The 17766-nt window shown below is 55.0% G+C and carries 14 protein-coding genes; 10 read left to right on the plus strand and 4 right to left on the minus strand.

Going from position 1 to position 17766, the window contains the following annotated elements; genetic code table 11:
• Both OES20_14585 and OES20_14590 read left to right on the plus strand, forming a co-directional pair.
• Positions 1 to 914 (plus strand): FAD-dependent oxidoreductase (locus OES20_14585; protein MDH3635925.1); only part of this gene is annotated, 914 nt, incomplete at its 5' end.
• The gene (locus tag OES20_14590) at positions 847 to 2433 is read left to right on the plus strand and encodes a trimethylamine methyltransferase family protein (protein MDH3635926.1); all 1587 of its coding nucleotides are present in this window, start codon (positions 847 to 849) and stop codon (positions 2431 to 2433) included. The genes OES20_14585 and OES20_14590, both read left to right, overlap by 68 nt.
• Positions 2434 to 2568: 135 nt before the next feature.
• On the opposite strand, the gene OES20_14595 is transcribed toward OES20_14590, so the two are convergent.
• Complete coding sequence (locus tag OES20_14595; protein ID MDH3635927.1) at positions 2569 to 3285, minus strand: creatininase family protein; 717 nt, start codon at positions 3283 to 3285, stop codon at positions 2569 to 2571.
• 171 nt (positions 3286 to 3456) lie between these two features.
• Here OES20_14595 and OES20_14600 point away from each other — a divergent pair, with 171 nt between their 5' ends.
• From OES20_14600 to OES20_14615, 4 genes are read left to right on the plus strand one after another with little or no spacing between them, the layout of a single operon-like run.
• The gene (locus OES20_14600) at positions 3457 to 5160 is read left to right on the plus strand and encodes a zeta toxin family protein (GenBank protein ID MDH3635928.1); all 1704 of its coding nucleotides are present in this window, start codon (positions 3457 to 3459) and stop codon (positions 5158 to 5160) included.
• A gap of 39 nt (positions 5161 to 5199) precedes the next feature.
• Complete coding sequence (locus tag OES20_14605) at positions 5200 to 5625, plus strand: GFA family protein (GenBank protein MDH3635929.1); 426 nt, start codon at positions 5200 to 5202, stop codon at positions 5623 to 5625.
• Between the two features lie 10 nt (positions 5626 to 5635).
• On the plus strand, positions 5636 to 6637 hold the full coding sequence (locus OES20_14610; protein MDH3635930.1) for a PQQ-like beta-propeller repeat protein: 1002 nt from the start codon (positions 5636 to 5638) through the stop codon (positions 6635 to 6637).
• 14 nt (positions 6638 to 6651) lie between these two features.
• Complete coding sequence (locus tag OES20_14615) at positions 6652 to 7179, plus strand: cytochrome P460 family protein (GenBank protein ID MDH3635931.1); 528 nt, start codon at positions 6652 to 6654, stop codon at positions 7177 to 7179.
• A 149-nt stretch (positions 7180 to 7328) separates the two neighbouring features.
• Here OES20_14615 and OES20_14620 read toward each other — a convergent pair whose 3' ends face one another.
• Positions 7329 to 9683: a DNA polymerase II gene (locus tag OES20_14620; protein ID MDH3635932.1), complete on the minus strand. Its 2355-nt coding sequence runs from the start codon at positions 9681 to 9683 to the stop codon at positions 7329 to 7331.
• Between the two features lie 91 nt (positions 9684 to 9774).
• Here OES20_14620 and OES20_14625 point away from each other — a divergent pair, with 91 nt between their 5' ends.
• Positions 9775 to 10788: a D-cysteine desulfhydrase gene (locus tag OES20_14625; GenBank protein ID MDH3635933.1), complete on the plus strand. Its 1014-nt coding sequence runs from the start codon at positions 9775 to 9777 to the stop codon at positions 10786 to 10788.
• A gap of 8 nt (positions 10789 to 10796) precedes the next feature.
• Positions 10797 to 11996: an aminotransferase class I/II-fold pyridoxal phosphate-dependent enzyme gene (locus tag OES20_14630; protein MDH3635934.1), complete on the plus strand. Its 1200-nt coding sequence runs from the start codon at positions 10797 to 10799 to the stop codon at positions 11994 to 11996.
• Positions 11997 to 12037: 41 nt separating this feature from the next.
• On the opposite strand, the gene OES20_14635 is transcribed toward OES20_14630, so the two are convergent.
• On the minus strand, positions 12038 to 12862 hold the full coding sequence (locus OES20_14635) for a hypothetical protein (protein MDH3635935.1): 825 nt from the start codon (positions 12860 to 12862) through the stop codon (positions 12038 to 12040).
• A 239-nt stretch (positions 12863 to 13101) separates the two neighbouring features.
• Here OES20_14635 and OES20_14640 point away from each other — a divergent pair, with 239 nt between their 5' ends.
• Positions 13102 to 15531, plus strand: coding sequence for an FAD-dependent oxidoreductase (locus OES20_14640; protein MDH3635936.1), 2430 nt, complete (start codon positions 13102 to 13104; stop codon positions 15529 to 15531).
• Positions 15528 to 17063: a trimethylamine methyltransferase family protein gene (locus tag OES20_14645; protein ID MDH3635937.1), complete on the plus strand. Its 1536-nt coding sequence runs from the start codon at positions 15528 to 15530 to the stop codon at positions 17061 to 17063. Before OES20_14640 ends, OES20_14645 begins: the two co-directional genes overlap by 4 nt.
• Positions 17064 to 17156: 93 nt before the next feature.
• Here OES20_14645 and OES20_14650 read toward each other — a convergent pair whose 3' ends face one another.
• Positions 17157 to 17657: a hypothetical protein gene (locus tag OES20_14650; GenBank protein ID MDH3635938.1), complete on the minus strand. Its 501-nt coding sequence runs from the start codon at positions 17655 to 17657 to the stop codon at positions 17157 to 17159.
• Positions 17658 to 17766 lie beyond the last annotated feature (109 nt).

The raw sequence follows: 17766 nt of genomic DNA on the forward strand, positions 1-17766 counted from the left end.
GACTACTGGATATCCGCCTGGTCAATCCCTCCGCCGGACGCGAGTTCGAATGGGGTGGTGACCGCTTTGATAAAACCGATGCGGTTAAAAAGATACTCGTTGTCGGTGGTGGGCCCGCTGGCATGGAAGCGGCACGGGTTGCCGCCGAGCGCGGCCACCATGTCACCCTGTGCGAGGCGCTGGGGGATCTTGGCGGGCAGTTCCGGTTAGCCGGGCTCGCCCCCCGCCGCGGCCAGATCACCGAACTAATGGGTTGGTATCTGCGTCAGTTTGAGCAACTCGGTGTCGAGGTGCGTTACTTTTCACCCATGGATGAACAGGACATCATCGAGTTCGGTGCCGATGATGTCGTGCTGGCCACCGGTTCGATGCCCGATGGGCTCGCAAAACAACGCTGGTTACCCGAGGCCGACGAGTTGCCGGGTCTAAGTAACGGCAAGGTATATGCCTGCGAAGAAGTCTACCGCGACCAGGCCGAGCTCGGCAAATCGGTCATCGTGCTCGACGAGGGCGGTAACTGGCGTGGTACCGGCACCGCCTGGTACCTGGCCGACAAGGGTCACGAGATTAGCATCGTTACTCCCGATCCGATGATTGGGCAGGAGCTAGCGCGCACCACTTCGGATTCGCCGATTCGCCAAAATCTCGCCAGGCTGGGTGCAAATTTTATACTCGAATCGGTCATCGAACACTGGCATGGCGACCGTGCTGAAATCCGTTCGCTGCTTGACGGCTCGACGTCGAGCATCGAGGCATCGGCAATCGTCACCGCCACCACTAACGTGGTTTACAACGACGTTGAGCTCGCGTTAAGCGAAACCGAGGTTCGTTTTCACGTGATTGGCGATGCCGCTGCTCCACGCCAGGCTCCTTACGCGTTTCACGATGGCCGCAAGATCGGCATGGCCCTGTAAGACGATGGCAACCCGGCGCAGAAGACAGGGTGGCAGCGCGGCACGGAGAGCCGCAGTAGCCAGTGCCGCGATCGTGCATCATCCGGAAATCAAGCGCGGCATCCCGATCATGGAAGTTACCAACCAGGAAGGTGTTGAGCTGATTCATGATTTTGCAATGCGCGTCGTCGAGCAGATCGGTTGTGACTTCCAGGACCCGGAATCGCTCGACTACTGGCGCCAGACCGGTGCCGAGATCGACGCTGAGCGAGTCAGGATCGGGCGCGCGGAACTGCTCGAGCTGATCGGCAAGATACCGTCGTCTTACGTCCATCATGCGCGCAACCCTGAACGTTCGGTGCGCGTCGGTGACGGGCATGCGGTGGTGTCGCCCTCTTACGGCGCACCTTTCGTGCGCGACATGGAAGGTGAGCGCCGCTACGCGACGCTGGAAGATCTCAACAACCTGCAAAAACTCAACCACATGGCGTCGACCGTGCATATCGCCGGCGGCACTATCGTCGAACCGGTCGACATCCCGGTGCCGCACCGGCATATGCACATGGCTTACAGCGGCCTCAAATACTCCGACAAACCGATCATCGGCAACGTGACCGCGCGTGAGCGGGCCGAGGATACGGTCGACATGATGAAGCTCGTCTTCGGCGAAGAATTTGCGACCAACAACACCGTCACCACCTCGTTGATCAACGCCAATTCCCCGCTGGTATGGGACGAAACCATGCTCGACGCACTCAAGGTTTACGCGATGAATAACCAGGCGGTCATGTGTTCGCCGTTTTCGATGGCAGCCGCGAGCACACCGGCCAGCAATGTCGGCACGGTCGGCGTGGTGCTCGCCGAGGCGCTGATGGCAATGGCGATGACGCAGATTATTCGCCCCGGCGCGCCCATGCTGTTCGGGGTGCCCGCGATGACGGTTGCACTCAATAGCGGTGCGCCGGTGCACGGTTCGCCGGACTCGGCGATGGTGCAGTTCCTGTCGAGTTCGATGGCGCGTTACTACAAGCTGCCACACCGCGCGATTCTGAATGTTGCGACATCGAAATCAGGCGACATGCAGGCAGCTTACGATTCGATGTGGGGGCTGTTTCCGAGCATGCTGTCCGATGCCAACTGGTTGACGATGGCGGGCGGCATGCTGGAAGGCGCCCTAACCGTCGGCTACGGCAAGACCATGATCGATTTCGAACAGCTAGATGCCTTTTATCATTTCCTGCAGGGCCCGGATTTCAGCGATATCGAGGAGGTTTTCGAAGCCACCAAACGGGTTGGGCCCGGCGGGCACTTCCTCGGTGAAACGCACACGCTCAACAGCAATCTTTTCATCTTCGATTCACAGCACAATAATTCCTACGAGCAATGGGACGCCGACGGTCGACTCGACAGCGAGGCAGTCGGGGTGCGCAAGGCAAAACAGTGGCTGCAAAAATACGAACTCCCACCGCTCGATGAAGCACTTGACGAAGCGTTACTGGACTATATCGAGCAGCGCGGCCGCGAAATTCCAGCCAGCTGAGAATTTATCTGCCCGACGCTAGCAAGCCAACCCGGGATTGAACTAGACTGCCCGGATGTATCCATACCTGTACCATGCGATGCGACATAACTAAAGCGTAGGATGAGAAAAAATTTTTTATCGCGTAAAGAATATCTAATCCCCTAGACCATCAATTTGTTCCAGAGCATGATCGAGTAAAACCTGCGCTATCACCTGCCCTTTGGCAGGCGTGGCCAGGGTCGCCTGGCCAAATACACCCGAACGCGACCACAAGCCTTGCCCCTTGTTGCGGGTTAGGCGGCCCTCGCCCTCGGCACCATCATCGACTGCAAGGCTCATATTCACAACATCGGGCGCAATATGCAGCATTAGCGAAGTTTCGTGTTCGTCGGCATGCGATCCGTATTGTTGCTCGAGTAAACCGGCGGGCAGCGATTGCAAGGCTTCATCGAGGCTCAGGTATTCGAGGATAACGTCTCGATCCAGCATTCGTCTGGCCTCGGCGAGCGGCTGCAGCGTCGACAAGCCGGTATTAACGACATAAAAACGCGACAGTCCAAAACCAGCCAGGCTGGTGCAGGTGTCAACGATAACATCGCGCGCGGTTTCGCGGCGCAAACTGATGGACCCCGGATACTCGATAAACGCGGGATAAAAAGATGCATTGATCAACGGCGCGATGACCACCGGTAACCGTTGCCTGATTTCTTCAGCCAGCCAGGTTGCAATGATGGCATCATTGTTAAGCGGCAAATGTGGTCCATGTTCTTTCGCTGCCGCACCGAGGGGTATCACGACAACGGGATTGCTCTCAAACCATTGCTCCGCCTCTATCCAGCTCAGCGTTTCAAGTTTGACTCCATGCTTCATGTTTCTCTATGGTTCACTGGATTACCGAGTAGAATTATTCTGATGATAACCCGTGATAAAACTTAATACACAACATCGTTCAATCCGTTTATGCTCGCATGACTTGTATCGGCAGCCGTGCAGATATCGCCGCGCGCAGATATTTATCGCGCTTGAAAAGACAAATACAGGATGAAGAATCAGGAAAGCCATTCAGCATGGAATCCGGGGATTGAATCGGAAATACCGCCCGCCTATCGTGAGCTCGAAACGATTTACAATTCCGCGAACGTTTTCACCACCCTGGCCGAAGTTAATGAACTCGTGGCGGAAACCGGGCTAAGCCCGGAAGAACTGATCAGCTTCCGCCCACATCGGCTGGTTTTGCATGAGCTGATCGTGCGTATTACTGCAGACATCGTGGTACTCGAAGGCGAGTACGAAGAAGATCTCGGTATCAATTTTCGCACCATCGCGCGCAAGATTTTCAGCAAGTATGTCATCCCCAACCTGATGCAGATTGAGCATGGATTTGAAACCATGTGGACCCGGATCGAGGATATTACCCAGCTGGAACTGGAGCGGGCACTGGCACCACAGACACCCACGGTTAGTGCGAAATCTTCCTTCTGGTCGCGGTTGCGGGGTGCCAGTCCGAAGCGGCCTGCAGCTGCTCCGCAAAGCAGGCAGGAACGTGAATTCGAGTTAATTAATAGTTACAAGCAACGCGGTCTCAATGCCGACGACAAATTTTCGCGGGCTGTTTATCGAAGCCTGTACCGGGTTCTGGGGTCGATAGCGACGACCCGCGGATTTGTTGGTAACGATCCGGATTACCTGAAAAATATCTGTGTCCGGCATGCCTGTAATTACCTCGGCAGCCGTGAGATCGGCAACAAGGTCGGCAAACTGGTAGACGAGGCCATCGCCGCCGAAGGCTACGAGCGCATCGCGGATGCCGAGAAACCGATACTGATCAGCCTCAAGGGGGCTTCCGCCGCCGGCAAGAGTTCGTTACGCCCGATGTTGAGCCAGATGATGACCGATCTCGGTATCGAGGATCACGGCTATGGCACGATCAGCCCGGATATCTGGCGTCGTATGCTGCTCGATTACGATGCTCTCGGTGAGAGCTACAAGTACGCCGGCCGGTTTACCAGCCATGAAATCAACATTATCGATACCAAGCTCGATCACTACATCCGGGCCAAGGCCGACCAAAAGCATTCGATTCCGCACCTGATGGTGGACCGGTTTCGCTTCGATAGCTTCGCCAGCGAAAAAATTACCCGCGTCCTGCACAAGACCTACGTGCGTTACATTGACACCATGTATATGTATTTTATCGTAACGCCGCCCGAGGCCACCGTCGAACGCGGTTGGGAACGCGGGCTGGTACGCGGACGCTACAAGGCAGTAGAGGATTTTCTCGGCCACTGCATCGAGGCCTACGCTGGCATGCCCAAACTCCTGTTCAAATGGCTGGCCAACGATAAGCCAAGATACTTTTTCGAGTTTCTCGACAACAGTGTCGCCAAGGGCACCTACCCTGAACTCATCGCCCGCGGCACCCAGGGGCAAATGCAGATCTACCGGGTTCGCCCCCTGATCGACATCGAGCGTTACCAACGCATCAACGTGCTCGCAACCAACCCGGAACAGGTTGCAGCATCGGCCGAACTGTTAGAAGTGGAAAACAATCTCGGATTTCTGCGTCAGTGCATCTCGAAAATTAAACTGATCGAGTTTGTCGACATTAAAACTGACACCAGTTTCCTGGCGATTCGCTCGGGCAGTTTCGATGTCGTCGACGACGATCTTTTCAGGCGAAACCTGGCCGATGAAACCCTGCGCGAGATTGTCGCCTTGCTGGCGCCTGATTTGCTGCCCGAATAGGGACTGGGCTAAACTTCAGGCAACCCGGAGAGGACAACCATGAATAAACCCACCAGGGGTAGCTGCCTGTGCCAGGCCGTCACCTACCAGTTTCAAGGTCCTGAATACATCTTTCAGTACTGCCACTGTTCGCGCTGTCGCAAATTCACCGGCAGTGCCCACGCCAGTAACATCATCGTCGACCCGAAACAGTTCGAATGGTTGAGTGGAGAAGAGTTGGTCGGTCGCTTCGAACACCCGGAGGCCCGGCATTTTGCAACCTGTTTCTGTAAGCAATGCGGTTCCTCCTTACCCTGGCTTTCGCAAAGCGGTACCGCGATGATCATCCCGGCAGGCACCCTGGATGAAGATCCCGGAATCAAACCCACGCAGAACATATTCTGGAAAGATCGAGCATCCTGGCGCGCAGCGGTGGAGGATCTGCCGCAATATGATGAACTGCAGCCGCGCAAGGTAAAAGACTGATACTCGTGCCATGAACAAGCGCGCTGCCCGGGTATTACTGGCTACCTGCCTGTTGATAGCGCTGCAATCGGCACAGTCGGCATACCCCGTCAATCCGCTACTGATCGGCGACTCGATTTATGTTTCACACCAGGGTATTTACAGGTTTGATCAAAAACAGCCCGAGCCACTATGGTCAAGCCTGGTTGGTGTAGAGACATTCGAACCCGTTATTTATGAAACCTTGCTGCTGGTCGGAAGCACGCAAGGCTTGTATGCACTTGAACTCGCAACTGGTCGGATTGCCTGGCACCTCGAGCAGCAGTACACGCTGTTCACACCGAGTGTCTCCACCTGGGCCTTTGCCGGGAGTCTGCATGGTGATCTCTACGCGATCGATCCCGATCACGGGCAAATCATCTGGCGCAGCCAGTTTCCGGGGTGGATTTATTCGCCGGTTGTTAACGAAGCGACGACCCGGCTTTGGGCCGGGGGGCAAGCCCACAGGATTTACGCGCTATCGGCAACCGAAGGTCGTCTCGAAAAGGAAATTGAAACAACCCAGGAATCGGTCTTCAGCCCAATCGATCTCGGCAACAACCGAATTGCGGTCAATCTATTTGACGGTAGCACGCTTGTCATCGACGCACTAAATGAAGCAATCGAAGCCGTGCTGGAAGGCGATTCGCAACCCATGGATCTGCATCATGACGGCAATCGTATTTATCGCAGTCATCGAGACGGAACGCTGAGCGCTTTTGACCGTGAAAAACTTGGATTCAGCTCACGCAAATCGGTCGTCGCCCGGGACTTGGCCATGCATCCTTCGCAGCCCGGATACCTGCTGCTCAGCGACCGTGATCGCAGCGTGATTCTGCTGGATCTCGAACAAGGCGATGATGACTGTCGTATCCAAACCGATGGCCAATGGATTTTACCCCTCCAGACCGATTCCGGGATCATTCTATTTTTTCGGAAATCAATGCAACCTCCTGATCTGACGCTTGTCCAATTTCAGGCACAGTGCAAATAAAAAGGGGAATCCAAATGAAAACAATGAAAGTGTTATACCTGGGAGTTCTTGTATTTTTAACAGGGGGCGTCAACGCGGCAGCGCCTTTTGGGGGTGAAGAGGACGTCAATTACGCCAAGAATTTATGGCAGACCATGCTGGATGCCGGTTATGCCGGAAAAGACGGGCTGATGTCACGACCCTACACCGGCCAACACCCACATGGCGCAATCCTTGATACCATCTCGGGGCAAATCGCCCTCGATGGAAAGCTGCACCACATTATTGTCAAGCGCAACTACGGGGGTGAAGGTGTCAGTATCGCAACGGTCGCGAATGATCCGGTGAAGTATCTGAAAGCCGTTACCGTGATGTTGAAACGCCCCGGCTACGATCCTGAAACCAAGGACTGGTTCTGGGCAAAGTACAAGGCGGACGGTAGCCTCGACACCAATCCAGCAGGCATGATGCTGGCTGGCAAGGTAGCCAAGGGCAAGCCAGCGGGCTGTATTGCCTGTCACACCGCCGCACCTGGCGGCGACATGATGTTTCTGCGTGACTGAAACATTGTTGTCATAGTCGCGTAGGTGGCGGCCCGACGTATCGGAATCTTGGGATTGCGCCATCATTATATTGATCCCGGATATGCGCTACCCGCATTCCGGGATGACTATTAGCCGATTCATTCTCGTGCCAGCGGGAATGACATTTTCTAAAACAGATTCTGCTGCTGGCGCGTAATCTCGTCCATCGACGACCCGATCGCGTTGAGTATCGTGTCTGCAATCGGTGTTAACTGTTTCTCGACGATGTGGTCATAGTCGAGCCTTGCGTTCTGACACTCCAGGGTCTGTGCCCCGGCAACGGTAATCACGTAATCGACCCAGCTCCGGTTGAGATATCTTGACGGTTGTTGCTTCTGCTTGAATTCCGCCTCCGCCTTGATCGCAGCCTGCGCATGGGGCGGAATATTCTTCTGGTACTCTCCAAGTTTCTTATGTAGGCGCTTTCGATACACGAGTTGATGATCGAATTTGCCATCGTAAAGGTCCGCGATCGTTTTTCTTATATATTCGCTATATTCTTCGCCGTCAAAAATTAGCTGGTACAGGGTTTGCTGAAACTCGCGCGCCAGCTCGGTCCAGTCGGTGCGCACGGTTTCCAGGCCCTTGTAAATAATTCTGCGGTTGCCCTGCTCATCATCGATCAAACCTGCGTAGCGCTTCTTGCTGCCCTGGTCCGAACCGCGCATGGTGGGCATGAAAAATTGCCGAAAATGGGTTTCGAACTCCATTTCCAGGCAGGACTCGATGGCGTACTCCTGCTGCAGATGATCGCGCCAGTACCGGTTTATGGTATCGACCAAATGCTTGCCGATTTCAGCCGCGGCGCAATTGTCGCGTGGGCCGCTTAGGGAAACAAAAACCGAATCGGTGTCTCCATAAATAACTTCGTAACCTTCCGCCTCGATGAGCTTAACCGTCTGGATGATGATGTCGTGACCGCGCTTGGTGATCGAACTGGTCAAACGTGAATCGTGCAGGCGGCAACCGGATGTTCCGAGCACGCCGTAAAACGAGTTCATGATGATCTTGATCGCCTGCGATAACGCGGCGTTGCCGTCGTGCTTGGCCTGGTCTCGCGCGGCCCACAGGTTTTCGATAATTTGCGGCAGGATATGCTCGTGCCTGTGAAAACTGGCACCGCCGTAACCCGGAATGACGTCTTGTGGTTCTGCCCGGATTGCTGCGATTCGTGCGTAGGGATCGACGCGAAAGGTACGGATAATGCTTGGGTATAGGCTTTTATAATCAAGCACCAGTACCGAATCCTGTAAACCGGGCGTCGAATCCATGACGTATCCTCCCGGTGCACTCAATTCCCCCTGGTAATCACCAATATTCGGGGCAATGTAGCCCTTGCGGTGCAGGCGCGGCAGGTAGAGATTGTCGAATGCCGCAACCGAGCCACCCGCGCGATCCATTTCCAGCCCGGTAAGCCTAGCACGCTCGATCGAAAAATTGACCAGGTCGAGCTTTTCAAAAATTTCCCAGACCAGTTGGCAATCTTCCAGGTTGTAGGCCGCCAGGGTTTCTTTTTCCTGCCTGAACTGACGCTTTATTTCTTTCGCCTTATAAAGCGGATCAGAGTGAGTTTTGTCATGAATTAACTTACCTCTCCCAAGCAGTTCCCGGGCCACCGATTCCAGCGCAAAACTGGAAAAGTTGTAGGTCGCCGAGCGCAGCGTATCGATGCCATCGAGTACCACCCGACCCGGAATCAATACAAAGTAGTGGTTGCGGTCGACCTGTGACTGCCGCCACAGCGGTGGTGAAGCTCCGCGACCGATGTCGAGCGGCACACCAAGTGCCTGGGACTTGCTCTGTAGTAGCCTGAGGTCAAAATTGATCACGTTCCAGCCGATCAGGATATCGGGATCGATTGTCTCGACCCATTCGATCCATCGTCGCAACAAGCCGGTCTCATCCGCGACATATTCGATCAGGTCATTATTGACCCCGTCACCAATCATCAGGACTCGGTTAATATTTGCGGTTACAAATGCAATTGAAAACAGCGTATCGCTCTCGTAATCGGATTCAATATCGAGCGACATGACTTCAAAATCCGGTGTGTACTGGCCAGGCTGTAAACGCAGGTTATGCAGTGCCTGCTTGCTGTAGTCCGCATCAATCTCGACCGAGGCGGTAATGAAACGCTCGCACAGGAAGCGCTCGGTCGGGCGAATGTCCGCCTCGTAACAGGCGATGCCGTTTTGTTCCAATCGATCGCGTGCACGGTAAAGTTGTTGTTGCGAAGACAGGTAAACCGCGCTGACCGGTTCACCGCTAAAGGTTTTCAGCTCGAGCGGTTTGATTGACACATCCCGTACATTGCCGAGCAATCCGGTCGCCGCCTCGGCATCCGCCTGGCGGATAAAAAACAGGGCTTGTTGTTGATGGATCGACACCGTCAGCGGACCCTGTGCGGTTGCAAGCCAGAAGTCCAGGCGCACGCCATCCGGCTCGTCAGACCACTGGCGCGTCAATAAAAATGCTGGAGTCAACAGCCCACTTCCGAAAAAAGGTTAACTTTAACGCACATTACATTATTATCGCGGATTTCCGATTAAACACGCATCATGTCTGGAGACCGTCATGCATCTTTCCCACTTCCCACGACTGCATTTTGCCCATTTACCGACCCCGCTCGAGCCGTTAGAGCGCATCTCCGAAAATCTTGGCGGGCCCAACATCTGGATCAAGCGCGACGATTGTACCGGACTGTCATCGGGTGGGAACAAGACGCGCAAACTCGAGTTCCTGATGGCTGACGCAGTTGAGCGCGGCGCCGATACGGTTATTACCCAGGGAGCGACCCAGTCGAATCACGCGCGTCAAACCTGCGCGATCGCGGCCAGGCTCGGTTTCGATAGTCATATTCTGCTCGAGGATCGTACCGGGTACCGTGACGAGGCCTATGCCCATAACGGCAATGTTTTACTCGACCAGCTGCACGGCGCAAGCATTTCGATTCGTCCCGCGGACAGCGACATGAATGCGGAAATGGAGCAGCTTGCACAGCAACTGCGTGATGATGGGAAAGAGCCTTACATTGTTCCCGGGGGCGGGTCAAACGAGATCGGCGCGCTCGGATATGTCAACGCGGCGTTCGAATTGACCCACCAGGCGAACGAACGCTCGTTGAGGATTGATCACCTGGTGCATGCCACCGGCAGTGCCGGCACCCAGGCCGGGCTGGTGGTCGGAATGGAAGCGATGCACAGCCGTATTCCGGTTTACGGTGTTAGTGTGCGCGCGCAAAAACAAAAACAGGAAGACAATGTTTACGCGCTGGCACTACGTACCGCCGAATTCATGGGTTTGAGCCCGGACCTGGTCGCGCGTGACAAGATTGTCGCCAACAGCGACTACGTCGGCGAAGGCTACGGTCTGCCCACCGACTCGATGGTCGAAGCCGTCAAGATGCTGGCGAGTTACGAGGGTATCTTGCTGGACCCGGTTTACTCGGGCAAGGGATTTGCCGGATTGATCGATCTGATCCGCAAGGGCCATTTTAAAAAAGATGAAAACGTCGTCTTTTTGCACACTGGTGGCAGTGTATCGTTGTTTGCTTATCCGAATATTTTCGATCTACCGGGGTACAGCTGAAATCGCCAATGAGTAAAACCGTCTTTTCAAAACCGTTTACCCAGCAGGAAGCCATTCCCGAGACCGGTATCGAGCATGCGGTCGAGATATTACGCAGCGGGCGCCTGCACCGTTACAACACGCTCGAGGGTGAGACCTCCGAAACCGCGCTACTGGAACGGGAGTATGCCGATTACATGGGTCAACGCTACTGCCTTGCCTGTACTTCCGGCGGCTACTCGCTGCATATCGCCCTGAGGGCGGCGGGCCTTAAACCAGGCGAGGCGGTATTGAGCAACGCCTTCACGCTTGCGCCGGTACCGGGTGCCATTGACAACGCCGGTGGTAAGCCGTTACTGGTCGAAATCGATGAAAACTACTGTGTCGACCTGGCCCATCTCGAAGCCATGATGCAGCAGTCAAAGGCACGTTTCTTCATGATCTCGCACATGCGTGGACATATAGCCGACATGGTAGCGGTGGTCGAGCTTTGCACAAAGTACGGCGTAACCTTGATCGAGGACAGCGCACATACGATGGGCGCAAGCTGGAATGGCAAAAAATCGGGTAGTTTTGGTAAAATTGCCTGCTTCAGCACCCAGACCTACAAGCATCTCAACTCGGGTGAAGGCGGTTTATTGACGACCGATGACGACGACATCATCGCGCGGGCCATCATCTACTCCGGTTCTTACATGATGTACGAACGCCACGGAACCCTGCCCGATGCCGACGTGTTTGCCGATATCAGGCTCGATACCCCGAATTACAGTGGGCGCATGGATAACCTGCGCGCCACGATTCTACGCGCGCAGCTACCTGGCCTTGATCAAAATTGCGCACGCTGGAACGAACGCTACCGCAGCCTGGAAAACCGCCTGTCGCAAAATTCACGGATCCAGCTGCCATATAGGCCCGAGCAGGAATCGTATGTCGGCAGTTCGCTGCAGTTTCGCATCGCGGAATTTGATCAGGAGCAGGTGCCGGCTTTCGTCAGCGGCTGTGCACAGCGTGGCGTGGAATTAAAATGGTTCGGTAATGTTGAACCGCAGGGTTTTACGAGTCGTTATGATAGCTGGCGCTACCTCGAAAATACCCCGCAATTGCCGCAAACACTGGAAGTCCTGGCGACCACATTCGACCTGCGCATACCGCTGACGTTTACGGTCGAAGACATGGAAATCATTGGCAGCATCATCGACGAGGAGACTGCTGCCATATTCGACTGACGCCATCATTCGATATCGGTCGTGAACTTTTACCCGGGGTGCTACTGTTGTCCCTGCTGCTGAAACATTTTCTGCAACTTTTCCATCTGTTGTTGCATTTCCTCGGTCATCTGCCCGCCGCCCTGCTGTATTTGCTTCATCAGCTCATTCATATCGGGCATGTTTTCCATCATTTCCTGGGTTTGCTGCGTCGCCTGGTTCATCCTCTCGCTCAGGTCGACAACCTTCATGCCGGCGGGCAGGTCGTAGTGATTTGCAGGGAATTTCTTGTTCGTATCCACCGCGAGGACTTCTGACACCATCTTGCCGTTTTCATCGATTACCTTCATCGGAGCCCCGCTCGATTCGATAACATCCGCCAGCTGCATGTTGGCCTGCTGGCAGACCGACATCATCCCGTCCATGCCGCCTGTCATGTTGCGTGAGAACTGTTGCATATTACGCATCGACTCGAATATGGCCTGTACATCTTTGTTTTGAAGCAACTTGCTCGACGCATAAACCGTTCCACAGCGCTCACCGTTCGCGCTCATTTCATATTTGCGCGTCGAGTAGCCCGCAATCTTCTGACCACCACCCTTATCATTAAGGCTTACACTAACTGTCGAGCTATCGTCAGCAACGCCTCCGCTCTCGATCACAGTCCGCATTATTTCTTTCCGTTTCGAATCCACCATAAAGAACTCGCCACTCTGGTAATTGATGATGACGTGGCCCGGCATTTGCCTGTCTTCGATGCGTGCCATCTTGCCATCGCTACTAAACGCACTCGTGCGCCCCTTGCCATCCTTGATTGTGATCAGCACATCGGCCTGTGCGCCGCTTAAAAACACAAGAGCGACTGAGGTGAGTAAAGTTCTTTTCATGTTTGAACTCCCTGCCATTGGTATTTTTTAACCTTAAAATTTTAACATCGCTTTTACAACACTGTCTCGCTACAAAACTCGAACATCATCAAACGACCAGAACCAGGACCCGGGAAATCGACTCCAGGATACATTGAAGGAACAGTCGTCTACCAGGAATTTAGATCACGCAGCTTAATTATTGGTTGTCAACGAATATCAAATCGGCATCATTAACGAAATTTTCCGATTCAGGGCCTATGGCAGACAACAGCTTAAAATCACATGCACGCGTGATCGTCATTGGCGGTGGCATTGCGGGCTGTTCAACCCTGTATCATTTAACACGCGAGGGCTGGACCGACGTGGTACTGGTCGAGCGCGACGAGTTAACCTCGGGTTCGACCTGGCACGCGGCAGCACAGGTCACCCAGTTTGGCGGCAATCAAACCATGGTTGCACTGAAGCGTCACAGTATCGACCTGTACCGTGAACTCGCCGCCGATCCCGAGAACCCGATTTCCTACCACATTACCGGTGGGATGCGGCTCGCACATACGCCCGACCAGGTCGACAGCTATCGTCATTACGTCGGCATGGCAGCTGGCATGGGAGTTGACATGGAGTTCATCGACGCCGCTGAAGTCGGTAAGCGTCATCCCCTGATTAGCACCCAGGATTTACTCGGCGCCTGGTGGGATCCCCTCGACGGCGATATTGACCCGGCCGGAATCACGTTTGCGCTGGCGCGCAAGGCGCGCGAGGCCGGTGCCGAGGTTTCCCGCTTCAATCCGGTGGAGCGCATTACCCGAAAATCCAGTGGTGAATTTATCGTCCACAGCAAGCACGGCGACATCACCTGCGAAAAGGTCGTCAACGCGACCGGGTATCGCGTCAACGAGGTTGGCAACATGCTCGGGGTAACGCATCCGGTCACGTCGATGGAGCACATGTATTTCCTGACGGATACGATGCCGGAGCTCGAGGCGCTCGACTTTCGGGTGCCCATCATCCGCGATCCCGGAGACGATTTTTACAGCCGCCAGGAAAAGCTGGGGTTGCTGATCGGCGTCTACGAGCAAAGTTGTAAAACCTTCGGTATGGACGGTATCGATCCCGATTTTACCCAGGCTCTGTGCCCTTCCGATCTCGACCGCTGCCTCGATAACATGGAGCGGATCTTCGAGCGCCTGCCCGCGCTCACCGAGGCCGGCATCCATACGGTCATCAACGGCCCAATAACCTACACCATCGATGGTGCACCGTTGATCGGCCCGATACCGGGCATCGAGAACGCCTATTGCGCTATCGGCTTACGCGCGGGTATCGGCGAATCCGGTGGTCACGGCAAGTTGCTTGCCGAAATAATCGTGCATGGCGAATGCGAATGGGACGCCTGGTTTCTCGATCCGCGACGCTTCACCCAGTATGCCAATACCGAGCATACCTGCCTGAAAGCTATCGAGGACTATCAAAACGAGTTCCACTACCACCTGCCGCACGAGCATCGGCCCGCATCGCGTCTCGCTCGCACCACCCCGCTCTACGCGGTACTTGACCAGATGCACTGCGCCTGGGGTGTCGTCAACGGCTGGGAGCGCGTACTATTCTTCAAGCCCGACGCTGAGTTCGTCGATGAGCATAGCTACCGGTTTACGCCGACCAGGGCAGTGGTTGCAACAGAAGTCGAGCACCTGCAACAGCAGGTCAGTATCATGGAAGTCTCCGGGTTCAACCGTTACGAAATCAGCGGGGATGGCGTTGAAGCATTTCTCGATCAAATGATTTGCGGGCGCCTGCCGACCGGGATCGGCAAGGTAGGCCTGTGTTACCTGCTCACCGAAAAAGGCAATATCCTTAGCGAGGCCACGCTGGTAAAACTGGGCGAGAATCGCTACTGGTGGGGCTCGGCGGCAGCGGCCGAATGGCACGATCGAGATTGGCTGAATCGATACAAGCCTGATACGGTAACGATTACCGAAATGGCGAGTAGCCACACTATTTTGGTGGTTGCGGGACCGAAGTCACGCGCCCTGTTACAGTCGGTATCCCCGCGTTGCGACTGGTCAAGCACGGCTTTCCCCTGGTTACGCTGCCGGCAGATGTTCATCGGTCATGCCGAGGTGACCGCGATGAGCGTCAGTTTTTCGGGCGAACTTGCCTACGAGTTGCACGTACCGAATGAACAGCTTTACCTGGTGTGGCAGACCATAGTCGAGGCCGGGAAGGAATTTGATCTCGGTTACTTCGGGCTCTATGCAACTGAATCTATGCGTCTCGAGAAAGGCTACCTGCACTGGAAAGCGGACCTGATCTATGAACATGATCCGTTCGAGGCGAGACTCGATCGTTTCGTCAAGCTGGACAAGGGCGGCTTTATCGGCAAACAGGCTTTGCTCGAGCAAATCGAACGCGGACCGCGCAAGCTACTGGTATCGATGACGGTCGATTGCGATGTTGCCTGCGCCCATGGCGGTGACCCGGTATTCGTAGGCGCCGAGCAGATCGGATCGGTAACTTCAGGAGGCTATGGTCACCGGACAGCAAAGAATATTGCCTATGCCTACGTCGATCCCGGTGCAGCGGAAGTGGGGACCCGCCTCAGTCTTGGCATTCTTGGCGAAAAATACGATGCTGTCGTGGTGGGCCCGGTACTATATGATCCGGAAAACCGCCTGGTGCAGTCATGAGTAAACCTGTCAGATCTAAACGACGCCGGGGTGGCAGCCGTGATGCCATGCTGGCCAAGCGCAGTAAACCACCCGCGATCAATCCCGCGCCGGCGGGCCCGGTGGGCGGCCAGTACCGACCATTAACCGAAGCCCAGGTCAGCCAGATTTATAATACCTCGTTACGCATGCTGGCCGAGCTCGGCATGGGCGACTCGCCTCCCGCCCTGACCGAGCAGGCACTAAAATGTGGCGCCACTATCAACGACCTGGGGCGTCTGTGCTTTTCAAAGGACATGGTCGAGGACATAATCGACGGCGCCTGCAAATCTTTTGTTTTCCACGGACGTGATCAAAAGCACAGCTTCGAGGTCGGCGGTGATCGCGTCTATTTCGGTACCGGGGGCGCCGCGGTGCAAACGCTGGATCTCGACACCCACGTTTATCGCCCCTCGACACTGGCGGATCTATTCGATTTTACCCGTCTCGTCGATACCCTGCCCAACATATCCTGGTTTACCCGCTGCTGTGTTGCGACCGACATCCCGGACATCTTTGAGCTCGATTTCAATACCGCCTACTGCCTGATGCGCGGTACGCAGAAACCGGTTGGCACCAGCTTTACGCTGGGCGCGCACGTCGACCCGATTGTCGATATGTTTGACCGGGTCGCCGGCGGCGAGGGAAAGTTTGCCGAGAAACCATTTTGCAAGGTGCACATCAGCCCGATCATTTCGCCGATGCGTTATGGCGAGGACGCCTTCGAAGTCGCGCTGGCCAGCATCCGCCGCGGTATGCCAATTAACACAATTGTCGCCGCCATGTCGGGAGCAACTTCGCCGGCGACGATTGACGGCATGCTCGCTGCCTCGTTTGCCGAAACCCTGGCGGCACTGGTCATGGTCAATGTCTTCGTGCCCGGTTACCCGGTGATATTTTCCAACTGGCCTTTTGTCATCGACCTGCGCACTGGCGCGTTTTGTGGCGGCGGCGGCGAAATCTCGATTCTGAACGCGGGTGCAGCACAGCTGGCCAATCATATCGGTGTTCCCTCCGGGGTTGCTTCGAGCATGTCCGATGCAAAAGCCGTGGATGCACAGATGGGCATGGAAAAAGCGCTGTCATCACTCGCCTGCGGTTTGTCGGGCGCCAACATGGTTTATGAATCATCGGGCATGATGGCCAGCCTACTGGGCGCTTCCTTCGAGGCCTTCGTGCTCGACAATGAAATGTTATCGCATGTCTACCGCATGATTCGCGGTGTCGAAGTAACCGAGGATACGCTGGCCTTCGAAGCGATGAAAAACGTGATTACCGGTGCGGGTCACTTCATTGGTGAAACCCAGACCATGGAGGCGATGGAGCGCGATTACTTTTATCCCAAACTGGGAGACCGCCTCGAGCCGACGACCTGGGCAGAGAGTGGTGCACAGGATGCCGGGCAGAAGGCTAACCAGGAAGTACGCGAGATACTGGCACGGCACCAACCGAACTATATCGATTCGGCAGTCGATGTCGCAATAAGAAGCAAGCATAACATCCTGCTGCCCTGACCCTGCTGCAAAGCGGCGGTCCAACGTATCGGAATCTTACTGCGTTTTTAATTTCCGATACCCCGCTTGCGCTGGGATGACACCCTGCGGGTGTCACTTTTTCAATTGGACCAGCGGTGGGAATAATTCGAACTCACGCAGACTCTCGGCAAGGATCGCGGTAAAACTGTCTTTCAGTCGACTCTCGGAAAACACGTTCTGTATGTCCATCACGTCAAAGTAACGATGCGCTTCGTAGCTTGGATTCCATAGGATCAGCGGGCACTGTTGCTTGGAATAAATCGCGGTGCCCATACCCTTGTGGATCGAGCGAACCTCGATTTCAGCGGTTTCTTCATTCTCACTCAGGTAAAGGCAGGAATTGACATCCACTTCGAAAATCTTTTCCAGCGCCGAGCGCGGGTGGATTTCGCCGATGATATGAACCATGCGAGTCACGTCGGCTTCCGGATCCACCAGGTTGAAAGGACCTTGAACGTCATCACGGGCAAACTGGTAGCCATCCTCCTGGTAAACAATTTTGCCGATGACCAGCACATTTTCGATGATGTTGGCGGCGTAATATTTTGATATGTCGTGGAAAATGTCTTGCATTCGGGTTCCGGTGATTGCAGGCTCCTGGGCGCCTGTGATTCGTGCCTCAGAATAATACTTGGGAGTATAGGATAACACCATGTTTTAACAGTCAAAAAAGCACTCGTTG

It is taken from the genome of Gammaproteobacteria bacterium (assembly GCA_029862005.1).
Lineage (GTDB): Bacteria > Pseudomonadota > Gammaproteobacteria.

Bases quoted from the DNA above. Each gene is read 5' to 3' on its own strand.
- OES20_14595 (MDH3635927.1), bottom strand. From the start codon at position 3,285: ATGAAGCATGGAGTCAAACTTGAAACGCTGAGCTGGATAGAGGCGGAG.
- OES20_14630 (MDH3635934.1), top strand. From the start codon at position 10,797: ATGAGTAAAACCGTCTTTTCAAAACCGTTTACCCAGCAGGAAGCCATT.
- OES20_14610 (MDH3635930.1), top strand. From the start codon at position 5,636: ATGAACAAGCGCGCTGCCCGGGTATTACTGGCTACCTGCCTGTTGATA.
- OES20_14645 (MDH3635937.1), top strand. From the start codon at position 15,528: ATGAGTAAACCTGTCAGATCTAAACGACGCCGGGGTGGCAGCCGTGAT.
- OES20_14605 (MDH3635929.1), top strand. From the start codon at position 5,200: ATGAATAAACCCACCAGGGGTAGCTGCCTGTGCCAGGCCGTCACCTAC.
- OES20_14640 (MDH3635936.1), top strand. From the start codon at position 13,102: ATGGCAGACAACAGCTTAAAATCACATGCACGCGTGATCGTCATTGGC.
- OES20_14635 (MDH3635935.1), bottom strand. From the start codon at position 12,862: ATGAAAAGAACTTTACTCACCTCAGTCGCTCTTGTGTTTTTAAGCGGC.
- OES20_14650 (MDH3635938.1), bottom strand. From the start codon at position 17,657: ATGCAAGACATTTTCCACGACATATCAAAATATTACGCCGCCAACATC.
- OES20_14615 (MDH3635931.1), top strand. From the start codon at position 6,652: ATGAAAACAATGAAAGTGTTATACCTGGGAGTTCTTGTATTTTTAACA.
- OES20_14625 (MDH3635933.1), top strand. From the start codon at position 9,775: ATGCATCTTTCCCACTTCCCACGACTGCATTTTGCCCATTTACCGACC.
- OES20_14590 (MDH3635926.1), top strand. From the start codon at position 847: ATGCCGCTGCTCCACGCCAGGCTCCTTACGCGTTTCACGATGGCCGCA.
- OES20_14600 (MDH3635928.1), top strand. From the start codon at position 3,457: ATGAAGAATCAGGAAAGCCATTCAGCATGGAATCCGGGGATTGAATCG.